17 protein-coding genes and 1 tRNA gene are annotated in these 20,277 nt (G+C 46.5%); 6 read left to right on the top strand and 12 right to left on the bottom strand.

What is annotated here, in order from left to right:
- Positions 1 to 28: 28 nt before the first annotated feature.
- Positions 29 to 1,438, bottom strand: a complete 1,410-nt coding sequence (locus tag VBY75_RS10625) for a YdgA family protein (RefSeq protein ID WP_416512423.1) — start codon at positions 1,436 to 1,438, stop codon at positions 29 to 31.
- 161 nt (positions 1,439 to 1,599) lie between these two features.
- Between VBY75_RS10625 and VBY75_RS10630 the strand changes: the two genes are divergently transcribed.
- From VBY75_RS10630 to VBY75_RS10645, 4 genes are all read left to right on the top strand, one after another.
- Complete coding sequence (locus VBY75_RS10630) at positions 1,600 to 2,139, top strand: DUF3750 domain-containing protein (protein ID WP_199494321.1); 540 nt, start codon at positions 1,600 to 1,602, stop codon at positions 2,137 to 2,139.
- A 72-nt stretch (positions 2,140 to 2,211) separates the two neighbouring features.
- Complete coding sequence (locus tag VBY75_RS10635) at positions 2,212 to 4,386, top strand: OsmC domain/YcaO domain-containing protein (protein ID WP_416512426.1); 2,175 nt, start codon at positions 2,212 to 2,214, stop codon at positions 4,384 to 4,386.
- Positions 4,387 to 4,489: 103 nt separating this feature from the next.
- On the top strand, positions 4,490 to 5,191 hold the full coding sequence (locus tag VBY75_RS10640; RefSeq protein WP_416512428.1) for a PAS domain-containing protein: 702 nt from the start codon (positions 4,490 to 4,492) through the stop codon (positions 5,189 to 5,191).
- Positions 5,173 to 6,171: a diguanylate cyclase gene (locus VBY75_RS10645; RefSeq protein ID WP_416512430.1), complete on the top strand. Its 999-nt coding sequence runs from the start codon at positions 5,173 to 5,175 to the stop codon at positions 6,169 to 6,171. The genes VBY75_RS10640 and VBY75_RS10645 overlap by 19 nt, the downstream gene beginning before the upstream one ends.
- 8 nt (positions 6,172 to 6,179) lie before the next feature.
- Here VBY75_RS10645 and VBY75_RS10650 read toward each other — a convergent pair whose 3' ends face one another.
- From VBY75_RS10650 to tehB, 10 genes are all read right to left on the bottom strand, one after another.
- A complete protein-coding gene (locus tag VBY75_RS10650; protein ID WP_278354419.1) occupies positions 6,180 to 7,130 on the bottom strand; it encodes a VWA domain-containing protein in 951 nt (316 codons plus the stop codon).
- Positions 7,130 to 8,188, bottom strand: a complete 1,059-nt coding sequence (locus tag VBY75_RS10655) for a VWA domain-containing protein (RefSeq protein WP_273022915.1) — start codon at positions 8,186 to 8,188, stop codon at positions 7,130 to 7,132. The genes VBY75_RS10650 and VBY75_RS10655 overlap by 1 nt, the downstream gene beginning before the upstream one ends.
- A gap of 13 nt (positions 8,189 to 8,201) precedes the next feature.
- Entirely contained in the window at positions 8,202 to 8,972 is a 771-nt protein-coding gene (locus tag VBY75_RS10660; RefSeq protein ID WP_054489528.1) for a MotA/TolQ/ExbB proton channel family protein, read from the bottom strand.
- Positions 8,973 to 9,109: 137 nt separating this feature from the next.
- The gene (locus VBY75_RS10665; RefSeq protein ID WP_416512434.1) at positions 9,110 to 11,092 is read right to left on the bottom strand and encodes an SUMF1/EgtB/PvdO family nonheme iron enzyme; all 1,983 of its coding nucleotides are present in this window, start codon (positions 11,090 to 11,092) and stop codon (positions 9,110 to 9,112) included.
- 41 nt (positions 11,093 to 11,133) lie between these two features.
- A complete protein-coding gene (locus VBY75_RS10670; protein WP_416512436.1) occupies positions 11,134 to 12,561 on the bottom strand; it encodes a tetratricopeptide repeat protein in 1,428 nt (475 codons plus the stop codon).
- A 21-nt stretch (positions 12,562 to 12,582) separates the two neighbouring features.
- Positions 12,583 to 13,866, bottom strand: a complete 1,284-nt coding sequence (locus tag VBY75_RS10675) for a hypothetical protein (RefSeq protein ID WP_416512438.1) — start codon at positions 13,864 to 13,866, stop codon at positions 12,583 to 12,585.
- A gap of 18 nt (positions 13,867 to 13,884) precedes the next feature.
- Positions 13,885 to 14,337 carry a hypothetical protein gene (locus VBY75_RS10680; protein WP_278358428.1) on the bottom strand — a complete coding sequence of 151 codons (453 nt, stop codon included), beginning with the start codon at positions 14,335 to 14,337 and terminating at the stop codon, positions 13,885 to 13,887.
- 224 nt (positions 14,338 to 14,561) lie between these two features.
- Positions 14,562 to 16,091 carry a S10 family peptidase gene (locus VBY75_RS10685; RefSeq protein WP_416512441.1) on the bottom strand — a complete coding sequence of 510 codons (1,530 nt, stop codon included), beginning with the start codon at positions 16,089 to 16,091 and terminating at the stop codon, positions 14,562 to 14,564.
- 44 nt (positions 16,092 to 16,135) lie between these two features.
- Positions 16,136 to 16,603 (bottom strand): cytochrome c, encoded by a 468-nt coding sequence (locus VBY75_RS10690; RefSeq protein ID WP_199494312.1) that lies wholly within the window; start codon positions 16,601 to 16,603, stop codon positions 16,136 to 16,138.
- A gap of 38 nt (positions 16,604 to 16,641) precedes the next feature.
- Positions 16,642 to 17,211: a tellurite resistance methyltransferase TehB gene (tehB, locus tag VBY75_RS10695; protein WP_416512443.1), complete on the bottom strand. Its 570-nt coding sequence runs from the start codon at positions 17,209 to 17,211 to the stop codon at positions 16,642 to 16,644.
- Between the two features lie 371 nt (positions 17,212 to 17,582).
- Here tehB and VBY75_RS10700 point away from each other — a divergent pair, with 371 nt between their 5' ends.
- Both VBY75_RS10700 and VBY75_RS10705 read left to right on the top strand, forming a co-directional pair.
- Complete coding sequence (locus VBY75_RS10700; protein ID WP_416512445.1) at positions 17,583 to 18,920, top strand: AAA family ATPase; 1,338 nt, start codon at positions 17,583 to 17,585, stop codon at positions 18,918 to 18,920.
- Positions 18,921 to 18,932: 12 nt separating this feature from the next.
- Positions 18,933 to 19,820, top strand: coding sequence for a DUF4435 domain-containing protein (locus tag VBY75_RS10705; protein WP_416512447.1), 888 nt, complete (start codon positions 18,933 to 18,935; stop codon positions 19,818 to 19,820).
- 358 nt (positions 19,821 to 20,178) lie between these two features.
- On the opposite strand, the gene VBY75_RS10710 is transcribed toward VBY75_RS10705, so the two are convergent.
- Positions 20,179 to 20,254, bottom strand: a tRNA-Ile gene (locus VBY75_RS10710).
- Positions 20,255 to 20,277 lie beyond the last annotated feature (23 nt).

Raw genomic sequence — 20,277 nt, forward strand, 5'->3', positions numbered from 1 at the left:
GTTGAGGCTTTTTCAGAACGGCTTTGGTTTACATCGTATTTCCTAACGGAATTTTCTGACCATTGAGCATAGCCTCACCGCCTTCCATTTGGAACTCACTACGATAATCGTCTTCAGTTTCCGTCAGTAAGCCCTGCTGTAAATACATGTTGATCATCATTGGCGCCTGTTGCTCAGCCATTTTCTGCATCTCGGCCTCATCAGCACCCGGATACTGCATGCGCATAGTTGATAACAGTTGTTGTTCAGCAAGCCACTTTAATAGAGGTTTATCAACAGTCAGCGACGCATCGGCAATCAAACTAGAAAGCCAGAACCGAATATCATCCAAATTATCAGGTACCTGAGCCACACCAACCAATTTAGCTGATAAGTCGCCTTCAAAATTTCCCGGTTCCATTTGACCGCTAAACTCACTAACAACAAACTCAGGCTCTGCCTTCAGTAGTTGCGGTAAACTGTCTTTTACCAACTTCTCAGTTGCTGCCTCCATTTCGTCCGGCCCCTGGTCATAAATAGTTTGCATAGTCTGGTTGTAGGCCCGCAAAAACTCGGCATCGAGATTATTAAACGCCATGTTTACAACAAGATTATCAAGGTGAGTGTCGCCAAACATAAATGATTTCATCGAATAGTTCATATCCACATTCATGTGTTTTTGATTATCGCTAAATGCACTGATAGCCTCGACATCAAGCTCTTCTAAATTGAACAAATCGACATCATCAGGCGAGCGCGCGGTAACCTTTTCAAGCTGCATCGACATTTCGCTTTCATAAAGCCCACCCTGCATAATACTGAGCAAATCGCCTTTAGCTTCCGTACGGACTTTCATCTCACCAACGCTGACAGCCTGACCTTCCATAAGCACTTCAGCACCGTCTAATACGCCTTCATAGCTGAAGCTGTCTGACGAAACCTCGCCACTGCCTTCATAGCGGGACACTGAAATCTGCTGGCGGGCGTCATTTGGTACTAAGGTAAACGAAGAAATGGAGTCGCTGTAGCTAAAGGTGCCGGAAAAACCGACAGAGCCAACCATATGATAAAAAGGCGTTTCATCTTCCCAGTCCAGAAACTCACGTAGGCCTTCATCTTTAGAGCTGGCTTCAAGTGAGGCCAGACCAAGCCCCGGAGAAAACTGAATAAGCACAGGGCCATGCTGAACATCAATAACCACCTCAAAAGAAAGCTCTTCAGATTGTTCTGCTTCGAGGAACGCACCGCTGAAATCAACGCCCAGCTCAACAGTTGCGGTTGAGCCAAACCAGCCTCTGTCAAATGACACAACTTGCGCTGTATAGGCAGGCACATTATTTAATGCCTCGACGTGCTGTTTCAATGTGTCTTCAACTTGGGAGCCGGCAAAGCGGGGGCCAATTAAAGCAGCAGCGACAACGACAATACCGACGCCGCCAAGGAGTCCTTTCTTATTCATAGTAGTCCTTTCATTTATAGAGGTGAGTTGTAATTATTATGTTGAAATTATACATAAATTAAAAACCGACGGCAAAAGTTATGCCCGCAATAGGCGGGTGTGAACCTTTGTGTTAATTTTCCAGTAGAAGTAACAGGTCTTTTTTAAGCAGGTATAGCAATATGGTCAGGATAGTAACGGCAGCTTTGACTGCCCTCTTTCTTTTTGGGTGTTCCTCAGGCGACTGGCGAGACGCGTCCAGAGAGCCCGCGGGTATCGCGCCTGACCCTGAAATTGAAAAACAAGCCGTCATAGAAGCCTATGCCGCCGATGCGTTTGGCTGGCGTGGCTGGTTTGCCGTTCATACCTGGCTGGCAGTGAAACCAGAAAATGCCAGTGAGTATACCGTATACGAAGTGGTGGGCTGGGGTGTGGAGCATGGACGCCCGGCACTGCGCGTTTATCAAACAGCAACCCCTGACCGTTATTGGTATGGTGCCGAGCCCGAAAAAATTCTCTCGGTATCGGGAGTTCAGGCCGCCGGCATGATCTCACGCATTGAGGAAGCAGCCTCCCGTTACCCCTGGGCGGACCAATACGAAGTGCTACCGGGGCCTAACAGCAATACCTTTCCGGCCTGGATAGCCATACAAGTTCCTGAGCTTGGCCTAAAATTACCTTTCAGTGCTATTGGCAGCGGCTACGCGGATAATGATCAATAGGTAAAAAAATGGGATAATGGCACCCATTGCTCGCTGACAGCAGTCAACTTATTCAACCGCGGTGCCCCCTAAATGGAAATCAATGTAAACTTTCTCGACAATATGCGCCTTGAGGCAAAATTCGATGACTTCACGGTTATTTCGGATCAGCCCATTCGATACAAAGGCGACGGTTCCGCCCCCGGCCCTTTTGACTACTTTCTGGCGTCTTCCGTTATGTGCGCGGCACACTTCATTCGCCTGTATTGCGACGCGCGCGATATTCCAACCGAGAATATCCGTATTTCACAAAACAACGTTGTTGACCCGGAAGACCGCTACAAGCAGTTGTTCAAAATTCAGGTTGAATTACCGGCCGATGTTTCCGAGAAAGACCGCAAAGCCATTATTCGGGCAGCTGAGCGTTGTGCCGTTAAGCGCGTTATAGAAAATGATCTGGAATTTGACGTTGAAGCGGTTGAAAGCATTACTCAAGACGCTCAGGCGTTACTGACCATACGCCCTGACAGCGACAGCAGAACCTTTATTGAAGGCAAAGACTTACCGCTTGAGCAAACCATTGCCAATATGACCGCCATACTGGCGGACTTAGGCATGAAGATAGAAATATCTTCCTGGCGTAATATTGTCCCGCATGTCTGGTCGCTGCATATTCGCGATGCCGCCTCTCCTATGTGCTTTACCAACGGAAAAGGCGCTACCAAAGAAAGCGCTTTATGCTCCGCACTTGGCGAGTTTATTGAGCGTTTAAGCTGTAACTTCTTTTATAACGACCAATACTTTGGCGAAGAAATAGCAAACGCCGAATTCGTACACTACCCCAACGAAAAATGGTTTAAACCCGGCGCGAACGACGAGCTTCCCACCGAAATTCTGGACGAATACTGTCGTGAATTTTATGACCCGGAAGGCGAGCTGCGTGGTTCACACTTAATTGATACCAACTCAGGCCGTGCTGACCGCGGTATTGTGTCCTTGCCGTTTGTGCGTCATTCCGACGGCGAGACGGTCTATTTTCCGTCGAACTTAATTGAAAACCTGTATTTAAGTAACGGTATGAGTGCGGGTAACACTCTGCCCGAAGCACAGGTCCAGTGCTTATCAGAAATTTTTGAGCGCGCCGTTAAAAAGCAAATTATTGAAGAAGAAATTGCCCTGCCGGACGTACCGCTAGAGGTACTTAACAAGTACCCGAATATTCAGGAAGGGATAAAAGCCTTAGAAGAACAAGGCTACCCGGTGTTGGTTAAAGACGCATCGTTGGGCGGTCAGTTCCCGGTCGCCTGTGTTACCTTAATGAACCCACGCACCGGCGGTGTTTTTGCTTCTTTTGGTGCGCACCCAAGCTTTGAAGTGGCGCTGGAGCGCAGCCTGACCGAGTTATTGCAAGGCCGAAGCTTTGAAGGTTTAAACGACCTCCCGGCACCAACCTTTAACTCCCTGGCTGTGACCGAACCAAACAACTTTGTTGAGCACTTTATTGATTCGTCGGGCGTTGTGTCCTGGCGTTTCTTTAGCGCTAAGTCTGACATTGAATTCGTTGAATGGGACTTTAGCGGCTCTAACCAGGAAGAAGCCGATACACTGTTTGGCATTTTGCAGGACATGGGCAAAGAAGCTTACGTAGCCGTGCATGAAGACCTTGGCGCGCCGGTGTGTCGTATTCTGGTCCCGGGCTATTCGGAAGTCTACCCCGTAGAAGACCTCATTTGGGACAACACCAATATAGCTTTGCAATACCGTGAAGACATTCTCAACCTGCACCGCTTAACCGACGATCAGCTAGAAGACTTAGTTGAGCGCTTAGAAGACAGTCAGCTTGATAACTACATGGATATTATCACCCTGATTGGTATTGAGTTTGATGAAAACACGGTTTGGGGTCAGCTCACTATTCTTGAATTGAAGCTGCTTATTTACCTTGCACTGCAACGCCATGACGACGCTTTCGAATATGTGGAAATGTTCCTGCAGTTCAACGACAACACCGTTGAGCGTACGTTGTTTTATCGCGCTGTTGAAGCGGTGCTTGAAATTACCCTGGACGAAGAACTGAAGTTGGATGACTACCGCTACAACTTAGGCCGCATGTACGGCGAAAAAACCATTGAAGCGGTTATAGGCTCTGTTAAAGGCACTGCGCGCTTCCACGGTTTGGAACCGACCAATATGCAACTGGAAGGTCTGGACAGACACTTGCGCCTTATAGAGAGCTATAAGAAGCTACACACCGCCAGAGCAAAATAGACTACTCCTTCTGGCATAGTGTACAAAAGTTCCGGCAAGGGATAAGATCGTTGTTTGTAAATTGTACAATTTTCAGAACGATCTTAAGTAGCAGAGTAAGCATTTGATTCAAAACAGTCTTATTGCCGGAACTGACCCGCTCGATGCCATTGATGAGTTTCAGGCTATTGTTGACGACATCCCGTCCATCGTTTTTAGAACCCCCATGTCGTCAGACAATGGAGGCCCTGAAACCGCGTTTATTTCTAACGACGTTGAACGGTCTTTGGGCTATCCCAGGGCGACTATAAACAACCTGGAAGATTGGTGGTATAGCAATGTACACCCCGATGATATAAGCATTGCTAATGACCAGTTCTCCCGTTGGCAACAGGCCGACTTTAAAGGATTACTACGACGTCAATATCGGTTTAAACACAAAACCGAAGGCTACCTCTGGGTCGAAGACCTAATCAGAAAGCATTCTTCATCGACACACCACGCAGACCAGTTCGTCGGCACCATTACAGTTATTGAAGACTTAGTAAAAACCCGGGAGCAACTCCGTCAATTAAGCTACATTCTTCCCGGCGTCTTGTATCAATTACGGTTTGTTAGTCGCTCTGACATTTCGTTTCCGCTAATTAGTGCTCACTCAAAAAAACTGTTTGATATATCACCCAGCGAATTAACCGACTCTGCCGAGGCCTTTTTTGACAAAGTACACCCAGATGACCGGGAGCCTCTTATTGAAGCCTGGAGGATGCCAGCAACAAGCTCACCCCATGGCAGTTTGAGTTCCGGGTTATGGTTGAGCAGAAAGTAGTTTGGGTGTCAGGCAGAGCCGTACCGGACAAACAGGTAGAAGATAACCTTATCTGGAACGGCCTTTTTATTGATAATACCGATAAAAAGTCTCTGGAACTTGAGCTAAAGCGGACAAATGATGAGCTGAAACGTGCTCAGAAAGTCGGTCGTGTTGGTCATTGGCAGGCGAATTTGAAATCCCGCGAATTAATTCGCTCTACAATGGTTAGGGAATTGCTTGGGTTAGAGAAAACGGATTCCAACACCTCGATAGAGCGCTTTAACAGTTTAGTTCACCCGGACGACCTGGAAGATGTTAAATCGCTTGAAAGACTCACCCCTGACAACAATAAACTTCAAATTCAGCACCGTATGCAACATGCCGACGGGCATTATATTTGGGTTGAGGAATTTGCTGAGCTGCAAGACGATGGCTACACGCTAATTGGTACCTTCAGAGACATTACAGAGCAAAAAACATTAGAGCTGGAGCTTTTGAAAAAGTCATCGACCGACAGAATGACCGGAATATACAACCGGGGCTATTTTACAGAGCAAGTGGACAAAGAGCTGTCACGCGCAAAACGAAACGGTCGCCCTTTAAGTCTTATTATTCTTGATATCGACCACTTTAAAAACTGCAACGACTCATACGGACACCCTTTTGGTGACGAAGTGATCATAAAAATTGCATCGTTGCTTAAAAACACTGTTCGCTCTCACGACACCGCTGCGCGTATTGGCGGCGAAGAGTTTGCTGCGTTACTTCCTGAAACAAACCAGGCGGATGCTGCACTAGTGGCGGAGAAGCTACGCACGACCATTTCGGCGCATAAGTTCTCAAAAAATGGCGACGATATTTTTGTGACAGTGACATTAGGCGTGGCAGAAGTGCAGTCCGGAGATAACTGGACCAAGCTCTTCAACCGCGCCGATAAAGCGTTGTATAGAGGTAAGCAGTCGGGCCGTGATCAGGTTTTTCTGGCGAGTGACCTTTAATTTAAACCTTAAAAGTTCAGCCCGACGAAAGCACCACGGTTACGTTTAGCCACAGCCTGCATAAAGGCAGCGAAGGTTTCTGCGTTACCACTTGCGCGGCTAAAGCCGATACCATGAATGCGCATTACAGGCTTGCCGTCCGCGCCCTGATTTTGACTGGTGATCTGCCGAACTATCGCATCCAGATTATTTACCCGATAATCATCACCAAAAACATAAATGCTGGTTGTGCCCTTGGTTTTTTTATAAAGGTTAATGGCTTTCAGAATACCCAGCTCAGGCGCACTTTTACCGCCGGTGAAGTTTGGCATTTGCTGCATAGCCGTTTGCCTGAAGCTTTTGGTATCTGGCAACCAGTCACCAGCTTTACTGCTGAACATAAAATCGCCATCAGCGGCCATAATTTGGAACCCTTTCATTTTAGGGTGGCTTTCAATAATGTCATTGACCACACTAATGACGCGGTTCCAGCCGTTGCCTCCGGACATCGATCCTGAGTTATCAATCACAAACACCACGTACTCCGCATCGGTAGGAATACCACCGACGTCATCGTCCGGCGTATCCGTGCTGTTAGGAGTGTTTAGCATTGCAGTGGCTTGCCGTATTTCGGCTCGTAACGAGGACGCTTTATTCTGCAGTTGCTGTAAGGTTTTCTGCGCCCGCGGAATAGAGCTTTCTAAATTTCTTTCCTGCTCGGTCACTGAAGCCGTTTTCTGTTCGGCGGCAGACAGTTCGTCTTGTTTGTCCGACAAAGCACCTTTTAATTCTTCAACCGACTGCTGGGCCTGAAGCACTTCAGAAACTAAGGTACTGAGGTTAGCCGGTCCGCGTTCTGTGTCTTCTGTACCATTTTTCGCCAGCAGTACCAGCATAATAACTGCACCAAAAGCGCAAGAAATAATATCCAGGAATGAGAGGTTAAAAACCTCAATTGGCGCACGCTGAATTTTTCTCATTATGGCCACTCCGGAGCTGGTGATAAGAAGGTGCCACCACTTACCCGCGACCAGTTCCAGTAAAGCGGTGAAGCGTAAGGGTCGCCTTCTATTGGCAAAAGGACAATATTGTAGCGAATACCTTTAGGCGCACGTTTTATGGTCTCAACCATCAATGCCTGACGGCAGTCTGAGGAAATAGATTTTTTCGTCGAAATAAAATTACGACAGGAAAGCGGCAGGCCGTCTCCCAATGTTGGCAGACCATCCGTTACAATATATACGTCAGTAATATCAGGGTTCGTCTCAAATAACGTGCGAATACCCAGCTGAAGGTTGGTTCCGCCCTCTGGCACAACCGCGCCTAAGTCCTTCACAATAGAGTTCATAGAGCCGCTGACTGAGGCAGTGCTAACGTTCCGTTGCCCTAAACGGTTCGCCGTATTGGAAAACGTCACCACACTCACTTTTGAGGTTTGCGGTAGACGTGCCAGCAACCACTGAGCAACCCGGCGGGTTCTTATCCACTTAGCGGTAGACACTTTGTCGCCATCGCTTAAAGCCAGCTTGCTCAGCACGTCGATTAAGTTGTCGCCCATCATGGAGGCGCTCTTATCCACCAGAATGCCTATTTGTTCGCCTTCCACCTTCATGCCGGTAATAAAGTTCTGCTCACCCGTACCCGAAAGCTCAACGTTGGCTGACTTCTCAACTTCTTTGGACAAAGCCGCTAACTGGTTTTCCAGGTCGGCAACAACAGCCAACTGAGTCGACAAGTCCTGCAAAGCTTTGGTTTGATCTTGTGTGGTGTCGTTTTTCGCTTCTTTAGAGTCTTTCTGCTTAGCCGACTCCAGCGCAATTTTGTCATTGATTTCGTCAATGGATTTTTTCAGGCGCTGCTGCTCGTCCATTGACGCAGCCAATTCCTGTTCGAGCTTTTCCTTTTCTTCCGAGGGCTCGGGCGTAAAGGCTTTAAAGTCTACCAGAATGAAAATAAGGATAACGGCGCCCAGCCCGCATGCCATGACATCCAGAAAAGATAGATTAAAGCCGTCGCCAGCCTGGCGTGTTCGTCGCATCTGAGTCGCTCAATTAACTGTGTAAATGAGACAGCAAATGCTTCTCGCAGGACTCTTGCGTGCGGATCACCATCTTGTCCTGACGGCTGTTCAGCAAGTGCATAAACAACATCAGAATCAAAGAAATGAACAGCGCCACCAACGTTGAGTTAAAAGCCACACCCAGCGATGCAGTCATACCGGCAATGTCACCATCCAGTGCTTTGTCGGCCTGCGCCAGCGCCGAGCCAATACCGCGCACCGTACCCACGAAGCCAATAGACGGAATAGCCCAGATAATGTAGCGGATCATGTTGTTGCCGCTTTCTAACTGAATGGCAATATTGTCTACCGACGACTCAATAGTGTCAGCGGCGTGCTGAACGTTTTTGGTGTTTTTAAAACGACGAATACAGTTAATCCAGGTGCTGTATGCGGGAGTTTCTTTATAAGCCGAGCTTTCTAAATCATTTAAGGCTGCATCAACGTCCAGCGCTTCAGACTTGTCGTAGCTTTCCAGTAAGTCGCGCGAATATATTTCTTCTTCGTCAATTAACCGCCACAGCTTATACAGCATAAGGAATAAGCAGAACAACATGAGCGAAATACACACCTGCTGTTCAACATCTTTGAAGATGACCGAGAATGCAGTTAGAGCTTCGGTTCCTTGCTCTGCCATTGCCACTTCGGCCGCCGGGCGAATAAGTCCTGCATACAGCAAATGTACAAGGGTAAAAATGGCCAGTAGCACACCACCACTGACAAAAAAGTTCGGGCTCATTGAAAGCGTATTATTTTTAGACATTATGCATTCCGGGCGTTAAATGTTGGTGGGGAAATCTTGTGGTGCATCCAAAGACACAAAATAAGCAGTCGCGCTGCCGGCCAGAGCCAGCAGTATGACGCCCAAAATCACGCGTTTTTTCATGATGTTTCTCCTCATCACTCATGATACCGGGCTATTCTAAAGCCGATATCCTCGGCCGAAGCACTTTCACCGTCGCGAACGCTGGCACGAATATTTTTCAACCGCCCGATTTTGTATGACGCGCCTTTTACCACATGGCCATTACCACGCAACGCGCCCAGGTAGTCGGCATACACCCGGTCAAGGTCTGGAGGGTTTAAAGTGTAGCTATCGTGCACCCACTCTTTGACGTTACCGTCTAAATCAAAAAAGCCGCCACGTTCTGCTTTAAAGCTGCCGACAGGGGCTTTACCGGCAAAACCGTCATTGTAACCACGTAAAATGAAAGTTTGCTGACCTTTTGCAGACTCATCGGCAAAGTTGCCCTGCTTGTCACGCAGGTGTTCCTGGCTGCCCCACACGTAAGTAGTAGGGTCAGCTCTGCGATTAATTTTGGCAATGTATTCCCATTCGGCTTCGGTCGGCAAGCGGTAACCTCGCGAGCTCGCATCGGTTCCCACCACCTTACCGTTACTAACGTTATAAAAAGGCTGCAGGCCTTCCTGTTCACTCAGCCAGTTGGTAAATAACGCCGCTTCGTCCCAGGACACATTCGTAACCGGCATTTTGGTTTTACCACCAGAGCCTTTAAACGCGGCGAACTGCGCCTCGGTAATTTCATGGCGCGATATCCATACGTCCCGCGAAAAGTCCACTTTCACCTGATGTTCATTACGTCCACGGCTAGGTTCATTAACCGGTGACCCCATAGTAAACTTTTTCGGTGACAGGCGGCTCATTTCAATGCCTAAAGTACTGACAAACAACGGTCTGCCTTCTTTTCTTCTGGCATCAAATTCGCGCAGCATCTCGGCTTTTACGTTCAAAGTTCGCTCGCTGCTTGGCTGAAATTCCTGTTTTACGGTACGGTACCCGTTTTTTCGGAATTCAACTTGCGAAGGCAACGTCTGTAGCCTGGCACGAAAAGGCGTTACGCCCTGCTTCTGCCCATTAATGTATACTTCACTTGGCTCGTTTGCAGCAAAGGCCACATCGCCCATTTCTGGCGTCAACCTGAAACTCAGCTGCTGATTTTCCGCTGGCTCTAATTTAACGGTCTGGCTTTGCTTAATATAGCCAGCCTTTTCGTAACGAATAACGTGCTCTTTATTGGCATCAACACTAATTGGATTTTTTTTTGGCGCTCCGTTGACCAGCAACGCACCGCCTTTCGGACTCACTGAGACATTGACCGTTGCCTGAACGGGCTGAAGACGGTAGTTACGCTTCGGTTCTTTGTTGCGCACGTTTAAAGACACGGTGTCCGTGACCGGCTCATACCCCGGATAATTCACCACTACAGGGTAGTCGCCACCCACTTTAGCAACGGTTACCGGCGTTGACCCAACCTCTTTGCCGTCAAGGGTAACCGCAGCGCCAGCCGGGCTGGAATTAATAGAGATAGTGCCACTAATAGGAGTTAACCGAATTTGTTCTTCAACTTTACCGTCTATTAGCGCTTCAATAGCCACTGAAGCCGGCTCGTAAGCAGGATGCGAGGCCGACACCGTATAAGTTCCCGGAGCAAACTCACCCTCAAAGGTAGAAGCCGTTTCGCGCTGCTCACCGTTAACTGACCAGACAATATTGTCTGCGCCCGGCTCTGTTGTTATCGTCACTTTTGCGGGTTTAGGCTCCAGCTCAACTTCAATGGTTGAAGGGCTGTTGTCGTTTACCTGCACTTCTTTGGTTTGGTACTTGTCGGCCGATACGGCTACAAGGCCACCAGAGCCTACCGCGTAATATTTGTTGTCGATGAAAAAGCCAACACCAGAATGAACAGCAAAGCGCTGAGTTTGAACGGCTTCTGCCGGTTTTACTGTAAAACTGTAGCCTTTGGTTAAAAACAGCCAGCCAAAATAAATAACCAGCAGTGCAAGAATACCGACCGAGAAGCCAATAGCCATTAACCGTCGTTTACGTCGTCCTTTTTCAATGGCTTCGTCAAGTGAGTTCACGAAGTCTCTCCTGTTCTTTTATTATTTTTCGCTAAATGATGCTAAACGCGTTCGTTACATTGAACGTTAATAACAATAGGTGTGCCTGATTTCTCCACCACAACATCGACAATGGTTGAGCGGTATCCTTCGCGACTGCCTTCAAATTGATACTTACCCGGTTTTAACTGAATGGTTTTTTCTCTGACTTCACCCACAACCCCAACACCTAATACTTTTATATAGGTTCGGTTGTCGGAGCGAACCGTTACGTCTATGGGTTGATTTTCCTGCTCAATTAGCTGCTCAACCTGGTTTATTTTTTCACCCAGTTTAGCGCTCAGTTGCGTAAGCCCGCTGTAGCGCGAAACCGCATTCACAGCATTTTGACGAATGTTGTTATCGGCCAGACGATCCGGCCTATAAATATAAACATCCAGCGCGCTACTGGCTGCTAATATCTCACCTGCGCTTTGTTTAGCCTGCTGAACAACCTGGCTGTCCGGGTAATCAGCCATCCCCTTTTCCGCCAGTATCAGCACGGTTTGCCATTCGTCAGCCCCTGCAAATACCTGAATTCGCTTTTCCAGCGACTCCATACCCTGGTTTTTTAACTCAGCGTCAATTTGCGCCTGTAGGGTTGCCAGTTCCGGTCGATTGTTGTCTATCGCTGAAGCTTTGGCTAATGCTTCCTGGGCGCGATCAAAGTCCTTGCGATCAATCGCATTCACCGCCGTTGCCAAAGCACGAGCAAAACGTTGTTGTTTAATTTGCTGTTCCACTTTCGCTAAGGCTGCCTTTGCATCCTGCTGTTGCGGATCAAGCTTTATAATTTGTTGATAAGCAGCACGCTGCTTCTCTATGTTACCTTCTACACCGCCCACTCTGGCCTGTTCATACAAATCAGCGACTTCATGGTAGGTGTCTATGCGCTTCTGCAACGCCAGCGCGTCGCTAGAGTCGCCTTTTACCTTTAAAGCCTGAGCATTCAGCTGAGCGGCTTCATCAATATCGTCTTCCGCAAAGGCTTGTCCTGCATTTTCATAAGCCTGCTTATAAGCCTGTTCAAACGCGCTTTGGTACTTTGTAATATCTGTATTGAGTTGCTCAATAGTGGTTTGCGCCTGGCTATAATTACTGGCGCCATAGTCATTAAAAGCCTGATCTATGTCGGCCTGAAAACCCTCAGCTTTGGCGGACTGCCATTTTGATAAATACGGAGTAGCAACGAGCTCAGAAACGCGCTGATTAGTCTCATTTAAGGCCGTTTGCAACGCTTTCCTGTCTACTGCATGGTTAGCTAAACTAGCCTGCGACTCACCTTTCTCCTCGGCTACCGGCGTGTCGCCGCCAGAAACCGGGAAATAGGCGAGTAAGGTAACGACAACGCCAATCAGCAAACAGGCAAAAACGGAGGTAATTACGCCAGTTACAATAACTCTCTTCTTTTTAGCCCGGCTTTGCGCTATTTGCTCATCGACAGACGACATTGTTACCCTTCCCTGAGTGAATTAAAGCTGAGTTAATGGTGTTGATTCAAGGTCATAAATTTCTTTCAGCTTTTCGCGTAACTGAGCGTACTGCTCACCGGCGGTACCAGTTAACTCAATGTTTTGCTCATTCAGCTCAACAACTTGTGGGGTTACTTTAATGTCCAGGTTTTGACCCATTTCATCAAGCAACGCACGCTGTGTGCCTAACTCGCGGTTAGTCTTTATTGCTTCGCTTAAGCTGTATACCGCACCTAAACCTGCTGCCGCACTTGCTACCTGGCCAGCTGTAGAGCCGGAGTTTTTGCCCAGCAAAATTGCCGCTGTTGCTAAAATACCGGCGCCAACCTGAGCACGCGTTCGCTCTTCTTTTTTCCGGCGTATATCAATAGCAACCGGAAGAGTTTCCTGCTGATACGTGCGATATGCATCGTGTGTGCTTGCGTAGAACGTGTCGTAACTGTCCTGTAGCGAGTCAATAAACTGCTCGTCTTTCGCCTTAATAACGTTAACCCGCTGGTACATAGGGTCAGACTCAGCCGGAGCGCCGGTCAAAGTTATAGTAGAACGGTTCGAGAAAAAGTTACTGGACTCACCCAAATAGCCACCAAAAGCCTCAGGGCTGTACATAGTGGCGTAGCGCATATCTGAAACCGCCTGAATGGTTTTCTTTTCCTCATCGGACTTTTTCATTAGCAAGTCATAAACATAACCCGCAATGCTTTTAAAAATAGGTCCGTACGGGTTCTCACCCTCTCTTAATGCATCGCGGTAGAAACCCTCACCCACGCGAAACTCAAACTCTTCCTCGCCCCAAATTTGGTTACTGGCATCCATAACGCGAACGCCAATTTCAACCGTTTCAGTGTCTGAATAATTGATTTTTCCCAGCACATAAACATCCGCGCTTACGTTGGCATCGGGGGTGACATTAACCGCACCAAAAGCTTTAGTGTCAGAAAGCGCTTCGCGAGTATTAACGGCAAAGCGATTGGCTTCTAAACGACGTACCTGTGGCCAAATGTCTTCCTCAACCAACTCTTCATCGTCGATATTTCCGTACTCATCTTTTGGCAAACCCGGGTCAAAAACCGGAATAGCGACATTAAGATAAACATTGGAATTATAGCTGTAGCTGCGCTCTTCTTTTCCTAGCGCCTTAGAACTGCCCGGGCCACTCATACTTGGGCCTACACTGGTGACATTGGTTTGGGTTGACTGGCATCCGGCTAATGTAAATAGTGCGGAGAGTGTCATAACGACTGAAAATCGTTTTATTTTTTTTAGTTGAGCTAGTGTATTCATTGTTCTGTCTTCCATTAATTATTGACATCCATATTCGGCCATCAGGCCTTTGAAATGCTCTTTTTCGGCTTCTGTTGTGGCAGAAGCCATACCTTCTTTCACCGCGTCGCATACCGCCGAACTGCCACTACCGCTATTGCCACGCTTATGATCTTTTGTATCCACTGAGGAGCTTTCCGATACAGCTGAGCTCGACTGCTGTTGTGTTTCACTGCCCGTTGCACCACCTGCGCTCGAGCCGGTTGAACCCGATGCGCCTCCCGCCCCCGAGCTGCCAGCCGCAGCTTCTGCAAGGTTGTCGGCGGCCGATGCAGTTGCCGCTTCCATACACTCGGCAGACTCATCCAAAGACGCAAAAAGCGCAGCTTCTTCAAGAGCAATGCGCTCTTGCAGTGTGAGAGTGCTGGGGTCTACGTCATCAAACTCAATATACGAACAGTCGGAATAGCTGGCTTCCTGAGCTTGAGACACACTGCTTGTTAGAGCCAAAACGAAGAGCAAAAACACTGAAGCGTATGTAAAGCTAATAAGTGATGAACTGATTTTATCCACGGTGGGCCTATAACCTTGCCTGACGGGTAACCCGAAAAGAATATAAGGTTAAGATATTATATAAAGAAGTGTAAATAAACTGTAAATACGAAATTTCTATATTGCAAAGCGCGAAGCCTTGAGGCTTCGCGCTCGTACTGTCGTTAATCGGTGGTTCCGGCCTGCCTCTGAATAAACTGTCGGGTATCTTCCAGTAACGCCTTTCTCGCCGGTTCATGCACATACATCATGTGGCCGCCGTGGTAGTAGCGGTAAATAATGTCATCGCTCGCAATACCGTGGCGATTCAGTGTGTACTCAGCATCAAAAAACGGGGTAATCAGATCATAGTAACCAGAACCCACCATGACTTTTAACGCGGGGTTACTGCGCAAAACTGCGGCTAAATCAGGAGCCGTATTCACGTAATGAGGCTCCCATGTTTGGCCTTCAGGCTTAGGGTTCCAACGCCATTTTCCGGAAAGCTCCGGGTCAGCCGGATTTAAGTAAGTGCGACCCCAATCGATTCCCAACTCATTGCGCATGTAGTGCATCAGCGATGCCTTATAGGCTGGCGAGATAGCGCGGGCAGCATCTTCACGCGGGCTTGCGGCAACATCGTCGCGTTCATCTTTGGTGTAACGGCTATCGAGCAAGCCTACGGCTACACCCTCGTCGCGCCGCAACTCTTTAGCAAAACGAAACGCATTAATGCGCAAGTCAACACGCTCAATATACTCTTTGCTCAAACCGGTAAAACGTTGCAGTTCGCTGACTAACTCTGCTCTTTTCTCTTTGCTTAGCAAATTCCCTTTAAACAACGCAGGTAGTAGCTCTTGTGTTGCGAACTCACGGCTTTGCTGAATAAAAGCCTCAAAGTCACCCGAGTTATCTACTTTGCCGTGATACCACGCCGTGGCAGACATGGTCGGAATATAAGTAATGTAGGAAATGATATTGTCATCGACATACGGGGTAGAGCCCTGATAATCAAGCGCCTGAGACACAAACACAATACCGTTAACGTTTATTACGTAGTCGTCGAGCAGTACCTTAGCAACGGCAGCGGCCCGGGTGGTCCCAAAGCTCTCACCTAACAAGAACACCGGAGAGTTCCAGCGATTGTTCTCAGTTAGCCACTGGGCAATAAAAGCAGCCATGGAGTCTGCGTCTTCCGTCAGCCCCCAAAAGTCTTCTTTTTCACCCTTGCCAATAGCGCGTGAAAAGCCCGTGCCAACCGGATCCACAAACACCATGTCGGTAACATCGAGAATGGTTTCAGGTGCATCTTTAATGGTATAAGGCGCAGCACCCGGATGCTCTGCGTCGCTGGGCACGACAATACGTTTAGGGCCATAACCGCCCATATGCAACCAGTTTGAAGACGAACCCGGGCCGCCGTTCCAGACAAACGTCACCGGGCGATTTTCTTCATCCTCGGCAACATAATCAAAAGAAAAAATGCTAGCCGTCGGCTCGCCCTCAGCGTTTTGCAGGTAGGTCTCGCCGGCAGTCACCCGATAATCAATGCGTTCTCCGTTAAAAGAGCCGGTATGCTCGGAAACAAACTCGGTTGGATCAGGTACAGGTTTTTCTTCACTTTCTGATTCAGTGGTTTGTGCCAGCGCGCTGGTGGGTAATGACACCAACAGAAGAAAAGATAAAAGAGTTAGATAGTTGGTCAACAATTTCACAGTTTTACTTCCTAATCAGGGTAATTTCATCAGATTACCACAAATTACTGTTCTGCTAACCCATCAAAACGATCTGATACATACCGGCTATGACAAGCAATACAGCTACCCGTCATTTCGTTATAAAGTTCATATTGCTTTTGGGTATCTTTGTCTTTCGCCGCCTCAGCCAGCCCTGCTGCGAGTCGGTGAAAGTCTTTATCCAGCTTTACGAAGCCTTCAGGAACTGCCGACATTAAGTCTTTTTTGTCCTGTTCAGTCAAAGCCTGCTTCATTATAAAACTGTCGTGTATTTGCTGCGCCTTGGTTTCTACCCGTTCATGCTCACCCGTAACCATGGAAACATGAATTGAGGCCATTGCCGATTGAATTGAACGCATTTCTTGTTGTAATAACTGACTTAGCCTGTCTGTAAGTTTAGGCGTGACAGGATCCGCCGCTAAAGTATTTAAAGACAAACCAACGGCGGCTAACGTTAAACCTACATAGCCTACTTTCTGACGAAGTTTCATGATGCCTCCTTAATAAAACTACCGTAGCTTTGTGTGCGTTATTTACTCGGTTTACGCGCTAGCAGGGTTGCAAACTGCAGTTGCGCGCCATTGTGCATAGTACCGACATCTTCGTTGTACTTAACTAACTCCCATCCCTCATAGGCATCACTCAGCTGACCAGCTTTAAGAGTAAAAGGAAAAGGAACCGGGCATGGGTGCTCATTAGTATCCATAGCACAAACAATTAAGTTATAACCACCTGGTAGGGTATGCGATTGCATATCTTCAATAACTGCATCAATACGCGTGGGATTAAGGAACATTAAAGTTACCGTGCAGGCAATCAACCCATAGTCGTCGCTTAACGCTGCATCATTAATGTCATAGACGCGCGCTTCAATGTTGTTGATACCCTCTTCACTGATAATTTGCCGCAGCATATTGATAGCATCAAAGTTATTGTCTACTGCGGTCACGTTGAAACCAAGCTGGCTCAAATACAAAGCGTTACGGCCATTAGAACAGCCCATATCCAGAGCGTTACACGGCGCTATAATCTCGCCTGCCTCTATGACTTCACTGTGCGCAGGGTTTAGTCCATAACGGCTATTTATATCAGCTGACATTGTACTCACCTAGTTTTCAATAATGAGCTGGCATAGTACTACTTTTAGTTCGTTATTGAATAACCGTAGCTGATGAGTTAGGCGATATAGATCAAGATCTGTGTGGTTAAGCAGTCGCATAAGTGGGTGACAAAAATAGTTTGTGATCGTTAAAAACGTTGGAAAGAGCAGATCTTAGAGAAAAATGATGACCTCTCCCAGATTTGAACTTATATGCGGTCAGAAATATTAATCAAGTACAAATATATGTAGCTAGATGACACTTCTCCATTAGCGCACAGTGCGTAGACACTTAGCGGCGGTCAATGTAGAGTTATATTTAAAATACCGAAGACTCACAATTCTCAAAAGTTTATTTCAAGGATATATAAATGAGGCTGCTCAATTTTACAGCTAAGAATGTGCATGAATATTTGAATTTTGATGTGACATTTAGAGATGATGTCAACTTCTTTTCAGGGTTAAATGGCTGTGGAAAAACAACCGCTCTTAAGTTAATCGTAGCGCTAATTGATCCCGATCTAAGGCAGTTGAAAACAATAAAGTTCGACTATTGTGATTTAAGGCTTTCCCATGAAGGCAAAGAATATGTAATTGTTGTTGATAAAAAAAAGGAGAAGTTTTCACTCACTGTAAAAGTCGATGGACAATCCAAAACTCATACAAGTTTGGATCCTGATGATTTAGACTCTCCCAACTGGGAGCTGGTGAAAAGAAAAATGTTAATGGAAGAGGCTGAGATTGATGCAGCTCTACTTGAAATCCATAAGCTTCCTGATCCAATGTTTTTATCTTTAGAGAGAACAAATATAAAATCTGAAAGTCGCGAGCGAGACTACTCTATTTCTTATGAGGATAGCGATCGCTTTAGAAGGAAAAGTCGCCTTAAGTCTTATAACAATCTAAACCACGCAATTGAAATAATCTCTCGAGCATGCTCTAGAACTCGTCATCACCAAGCCAAGATTGATAAGGATTTGCGAGACAAAATAATAAAAAACTCTCTTTCATTCGATACTCCGATTGAGTCGATGGCTTTCCCAGACAGCCGGAGTATTCGCGAATTAAATCGTAAGCAAGGAGAAATTGAGAGAACTTTAGATAGTTTGGATATATCAAGCGACGAATTTTCTGGTCACTATAAGGCATTCTTTGAGAAAATCTCACTACTGGCTGAAGAGCTAGAAAATAAAGGCGGAGACACTTTTTCGGATTCAGACAACATGGATCCTAAAATACGCGAAGCTATGTATGAATGGTTCGTCAACCAAGGCCAGCTTAAGCGTATAGACTCAATATTCGATCTTGTTCAAAGCTATCAACAAAGAAAAAAGAAAATTTATAGATCTCTTGATAAGTTCGAAACATTAGTGAATAACTTTTTAAGAGAAACTAATAAGGAATTATTTTTAAACAGAGAAGATGGACCAAGGATTAGGGTAGGTAAAAAAGATAGAAGCCTTTCGGTTCTATCCTCCGGCGAGTCACAAATTCTTTGTATGTTAGCGCACCTCGTATTAAACACTGGTTTGCAAAAAGACGGAATATTTATAGTGGACGAGCCAGAGCTTTCCCTCCATATATCCTGGCAAGATATGTTTGTAGAGGCAGTTCAGGCTGCTAATCCTGACTTGCAAGTAATATTAGCAACTCATTCACCAGCAATTATTGGTGGGCGAAATGAAATGTTTGTTCCATTGCACTCTTAATGGAGTAGTTAAATGTACTCAATTCCTTCCTGGTCAGTATCAGCTCAGAGAAGTGTTGGCCTACTTTATAGACCAATGCAAAGTATTGAAATATACGTTGAAGATGCAGGCTCCGAGGCTTTCTACATGAAGCTGTTAAAAAGGGCTGTTAATGACCAGATTAAAATAAAGAAAATAATACCACTAAAAGGCAGAGAGAAAGTCGTTGAATTCTGTAAATCATATGAAGACGATTTTCCTGCGCTCTTTATAATTGATGGCGATCTAAGTTTAGTGTCAGGTTCCCCCGAGTTCAGGCACCCACGTCTCTTTCAGCACAGGATGTACTGTGTAGAGAACTATTTATTTTGCGAAAAAGCAAGCTCTGAGCTTCTACAAAATAAACGGGGTACACTATTAGAAGAAGAAGCTATGGAAGTGCTCGATTGGACAACATTTAAAAGGGATGTGGTTCCTCCCTTACTTGGATTATTCGAAAGTTACGCTGTAAGCTGGTGTTTAGCCCCTGAAATTCCTACTGTTTCTCGATCTTACCATAACCTCTGTCGGCAAGTTTCGAGAAAACGGGGTAGCATTCCCTGTGATGATAAAATCTCGAATCAAAAGAATGAAATAGAGAACCTAGCAATCGAGGCTACGTCTCTGGAGCAATATAATGAAGTCCTTGAGAAGGTAAAAGACGCCATATCTTCGCTCGACGACCATTCTTATGCTATTTCAGGCAAGGATTACCTGCTTAAAGCTCTTCGAGATTATTTGAGTTATAAAGGAGCAAACTACCCGTATGATGACGGATTTAAGTTTCAACTTGCTAGGTATTGTGACACAGACCCGTTAAGTGAGCTTGCGGACGCAATTCTGGAAACTGCGAACGGAGAAATCTACCAGCAGGCATCGTAATTCTTGAAAAAACCAAGCTGAGCCACGAACATTCAGTTCAGTTTGGTTTTTAAATTTAATCAGGAGTGGTCTTTCACATAATGACCGTTTGCTTGAACTCTCTGTAAGCCTTGACAATCAAACCGTATGCCAGAGAGAACTCAATATAATCCACCATATTGATTGTCTCGCCATGTTTGATACCTGAATCTACACTCCACTTGCAGCACACTTTCGAGACAAATATATACTTTAAAATAGCTAGAGTTCTGAGTAGCTTATTTATCCGTGCCATACTTAGCACCTTACAAGAAAGCTACAAAGACGAACTTAAACGACCACTTGTTAGTAAACACTATCAGCATTTGTATTATATGAGTGGTGGCCCCTCCCAGATTTGAACTGGGGACCAACCGATTATGAGTCGGGTGCTCTAACCACTGAGCTAAGGGGCCATTTTTGATTGGAAGCTGTAAAG

It is taken from the genome of Idiomarina sp. HB, from assembly GCF_048059115.1.
In the GTDB taxonomy this organism is placed as follows: Bacteria; Pseudomonadota; Gammaproteobacteria; order Enterobacterales; family Alteromonadaceae; genus Idiomarina; species Idiomarina abyssalis.

What these genes read in the sequence shown, in the direction of transcription:
- VBY75_RS10625 (WP_416512423.1), bottom strand. Translation starts at nt 1,438, where the DNA reads ATGAATAAGAAAGGACTCCTTGGCGGCGTCGGTATTGTCGTTGTCGCT.
- VBY75_RS10630 (WP_199494321.1), top strand. Translation starts at nt 1,600, where the DNA reads ATGGTCAGGATAGTAACGGCAGCTTTGACTGCCCTCTTTCTTTTTGGG.
- VBY75_RS10635 (WP_416512426.1), top strand. Translation starts at nt 2,212, where the DNA reads ATGGAAATCAATGTAAACTTTCTCGACAATATGCGCCTTGAGGCAAAA.
- VBY75_RS10645 (WP_416512430.1), top strand. Translation starts at nt 5,173, where the DNA reads ATGGTTGAGCAGAAAGTAGTTTGGGTGTCAGGCAGAGCCGTACCGGAC.
- VBY75_RS10650 (WP_278354419.1), bottom strand. Translation starts at nt 7,130, where the DNA reads ATGAGAAAAATTCAGCGTGCGCCAATTGAGGTTTTTAACCTCTCATTC.
- VBY75_RS10655 (WP_273022915.1), bottom strand. Translation starts at nt 8,188, where the DNA reads ATGCGACGAACACGCCAGGCTGGCGACGGCTTTAATCTATCTTTTCTG.
- VBY75_RS10660 (WP_054489528.1), bottom strand. Translation starts at nt 8,972, where the DNA reads ATGTCTAAAAATAATACGCTTTCAATGAGCCCGAACTTTTTTGTCAGT.
- VBY75_RS10670 (WP_416512436.1), bottom strand. Translation starts at nt 12,561, where the DNA reads ATGTCGTCTGTCGATGAGCAAATAGCGCAAAGCCGGGCTAAAAAGAAG.
- VBY75_RS10675 (WP_416512438.1), bottom strand. Translation starts at nt 13,866, where the DNA reads ATGAATACACTAGCTCAACTAAAAAAAATAAAACGATTTTCAGTCGTT.
- VBY75_RS10690 (WP_199494312.1), bottom strand. Translation starts at nt 16,603, where the DNA reads ATGAAACTTCGTCAGAAAGTAGGCTATGTAGGTTTAACGTTAGCCGCC.
- tehB (WP_416512443.1), bottom strand. Translation starts at nt 17,211, where the DNA reads ATGTCAGCTGATATAAATAGCCGTTATGGACTAAACCCTGCGCACAGT.
- VBY75_RS10700 (WP_416512445.1), top strand. Translation starts at nt 17,583, where the DNA reads ATGAGGCTGCTCAATTTTACAGCTAAGAATGTGCATGAATATTTGAAT.
- VBY75_RS10705 (WP_416512447.1), top strand. Translation starts at nt 18,933, where the DNA reads ATGTACTCAATTCCTTCCTGGTCAGTATCAGCTCAGAGAAGTGTTGGC.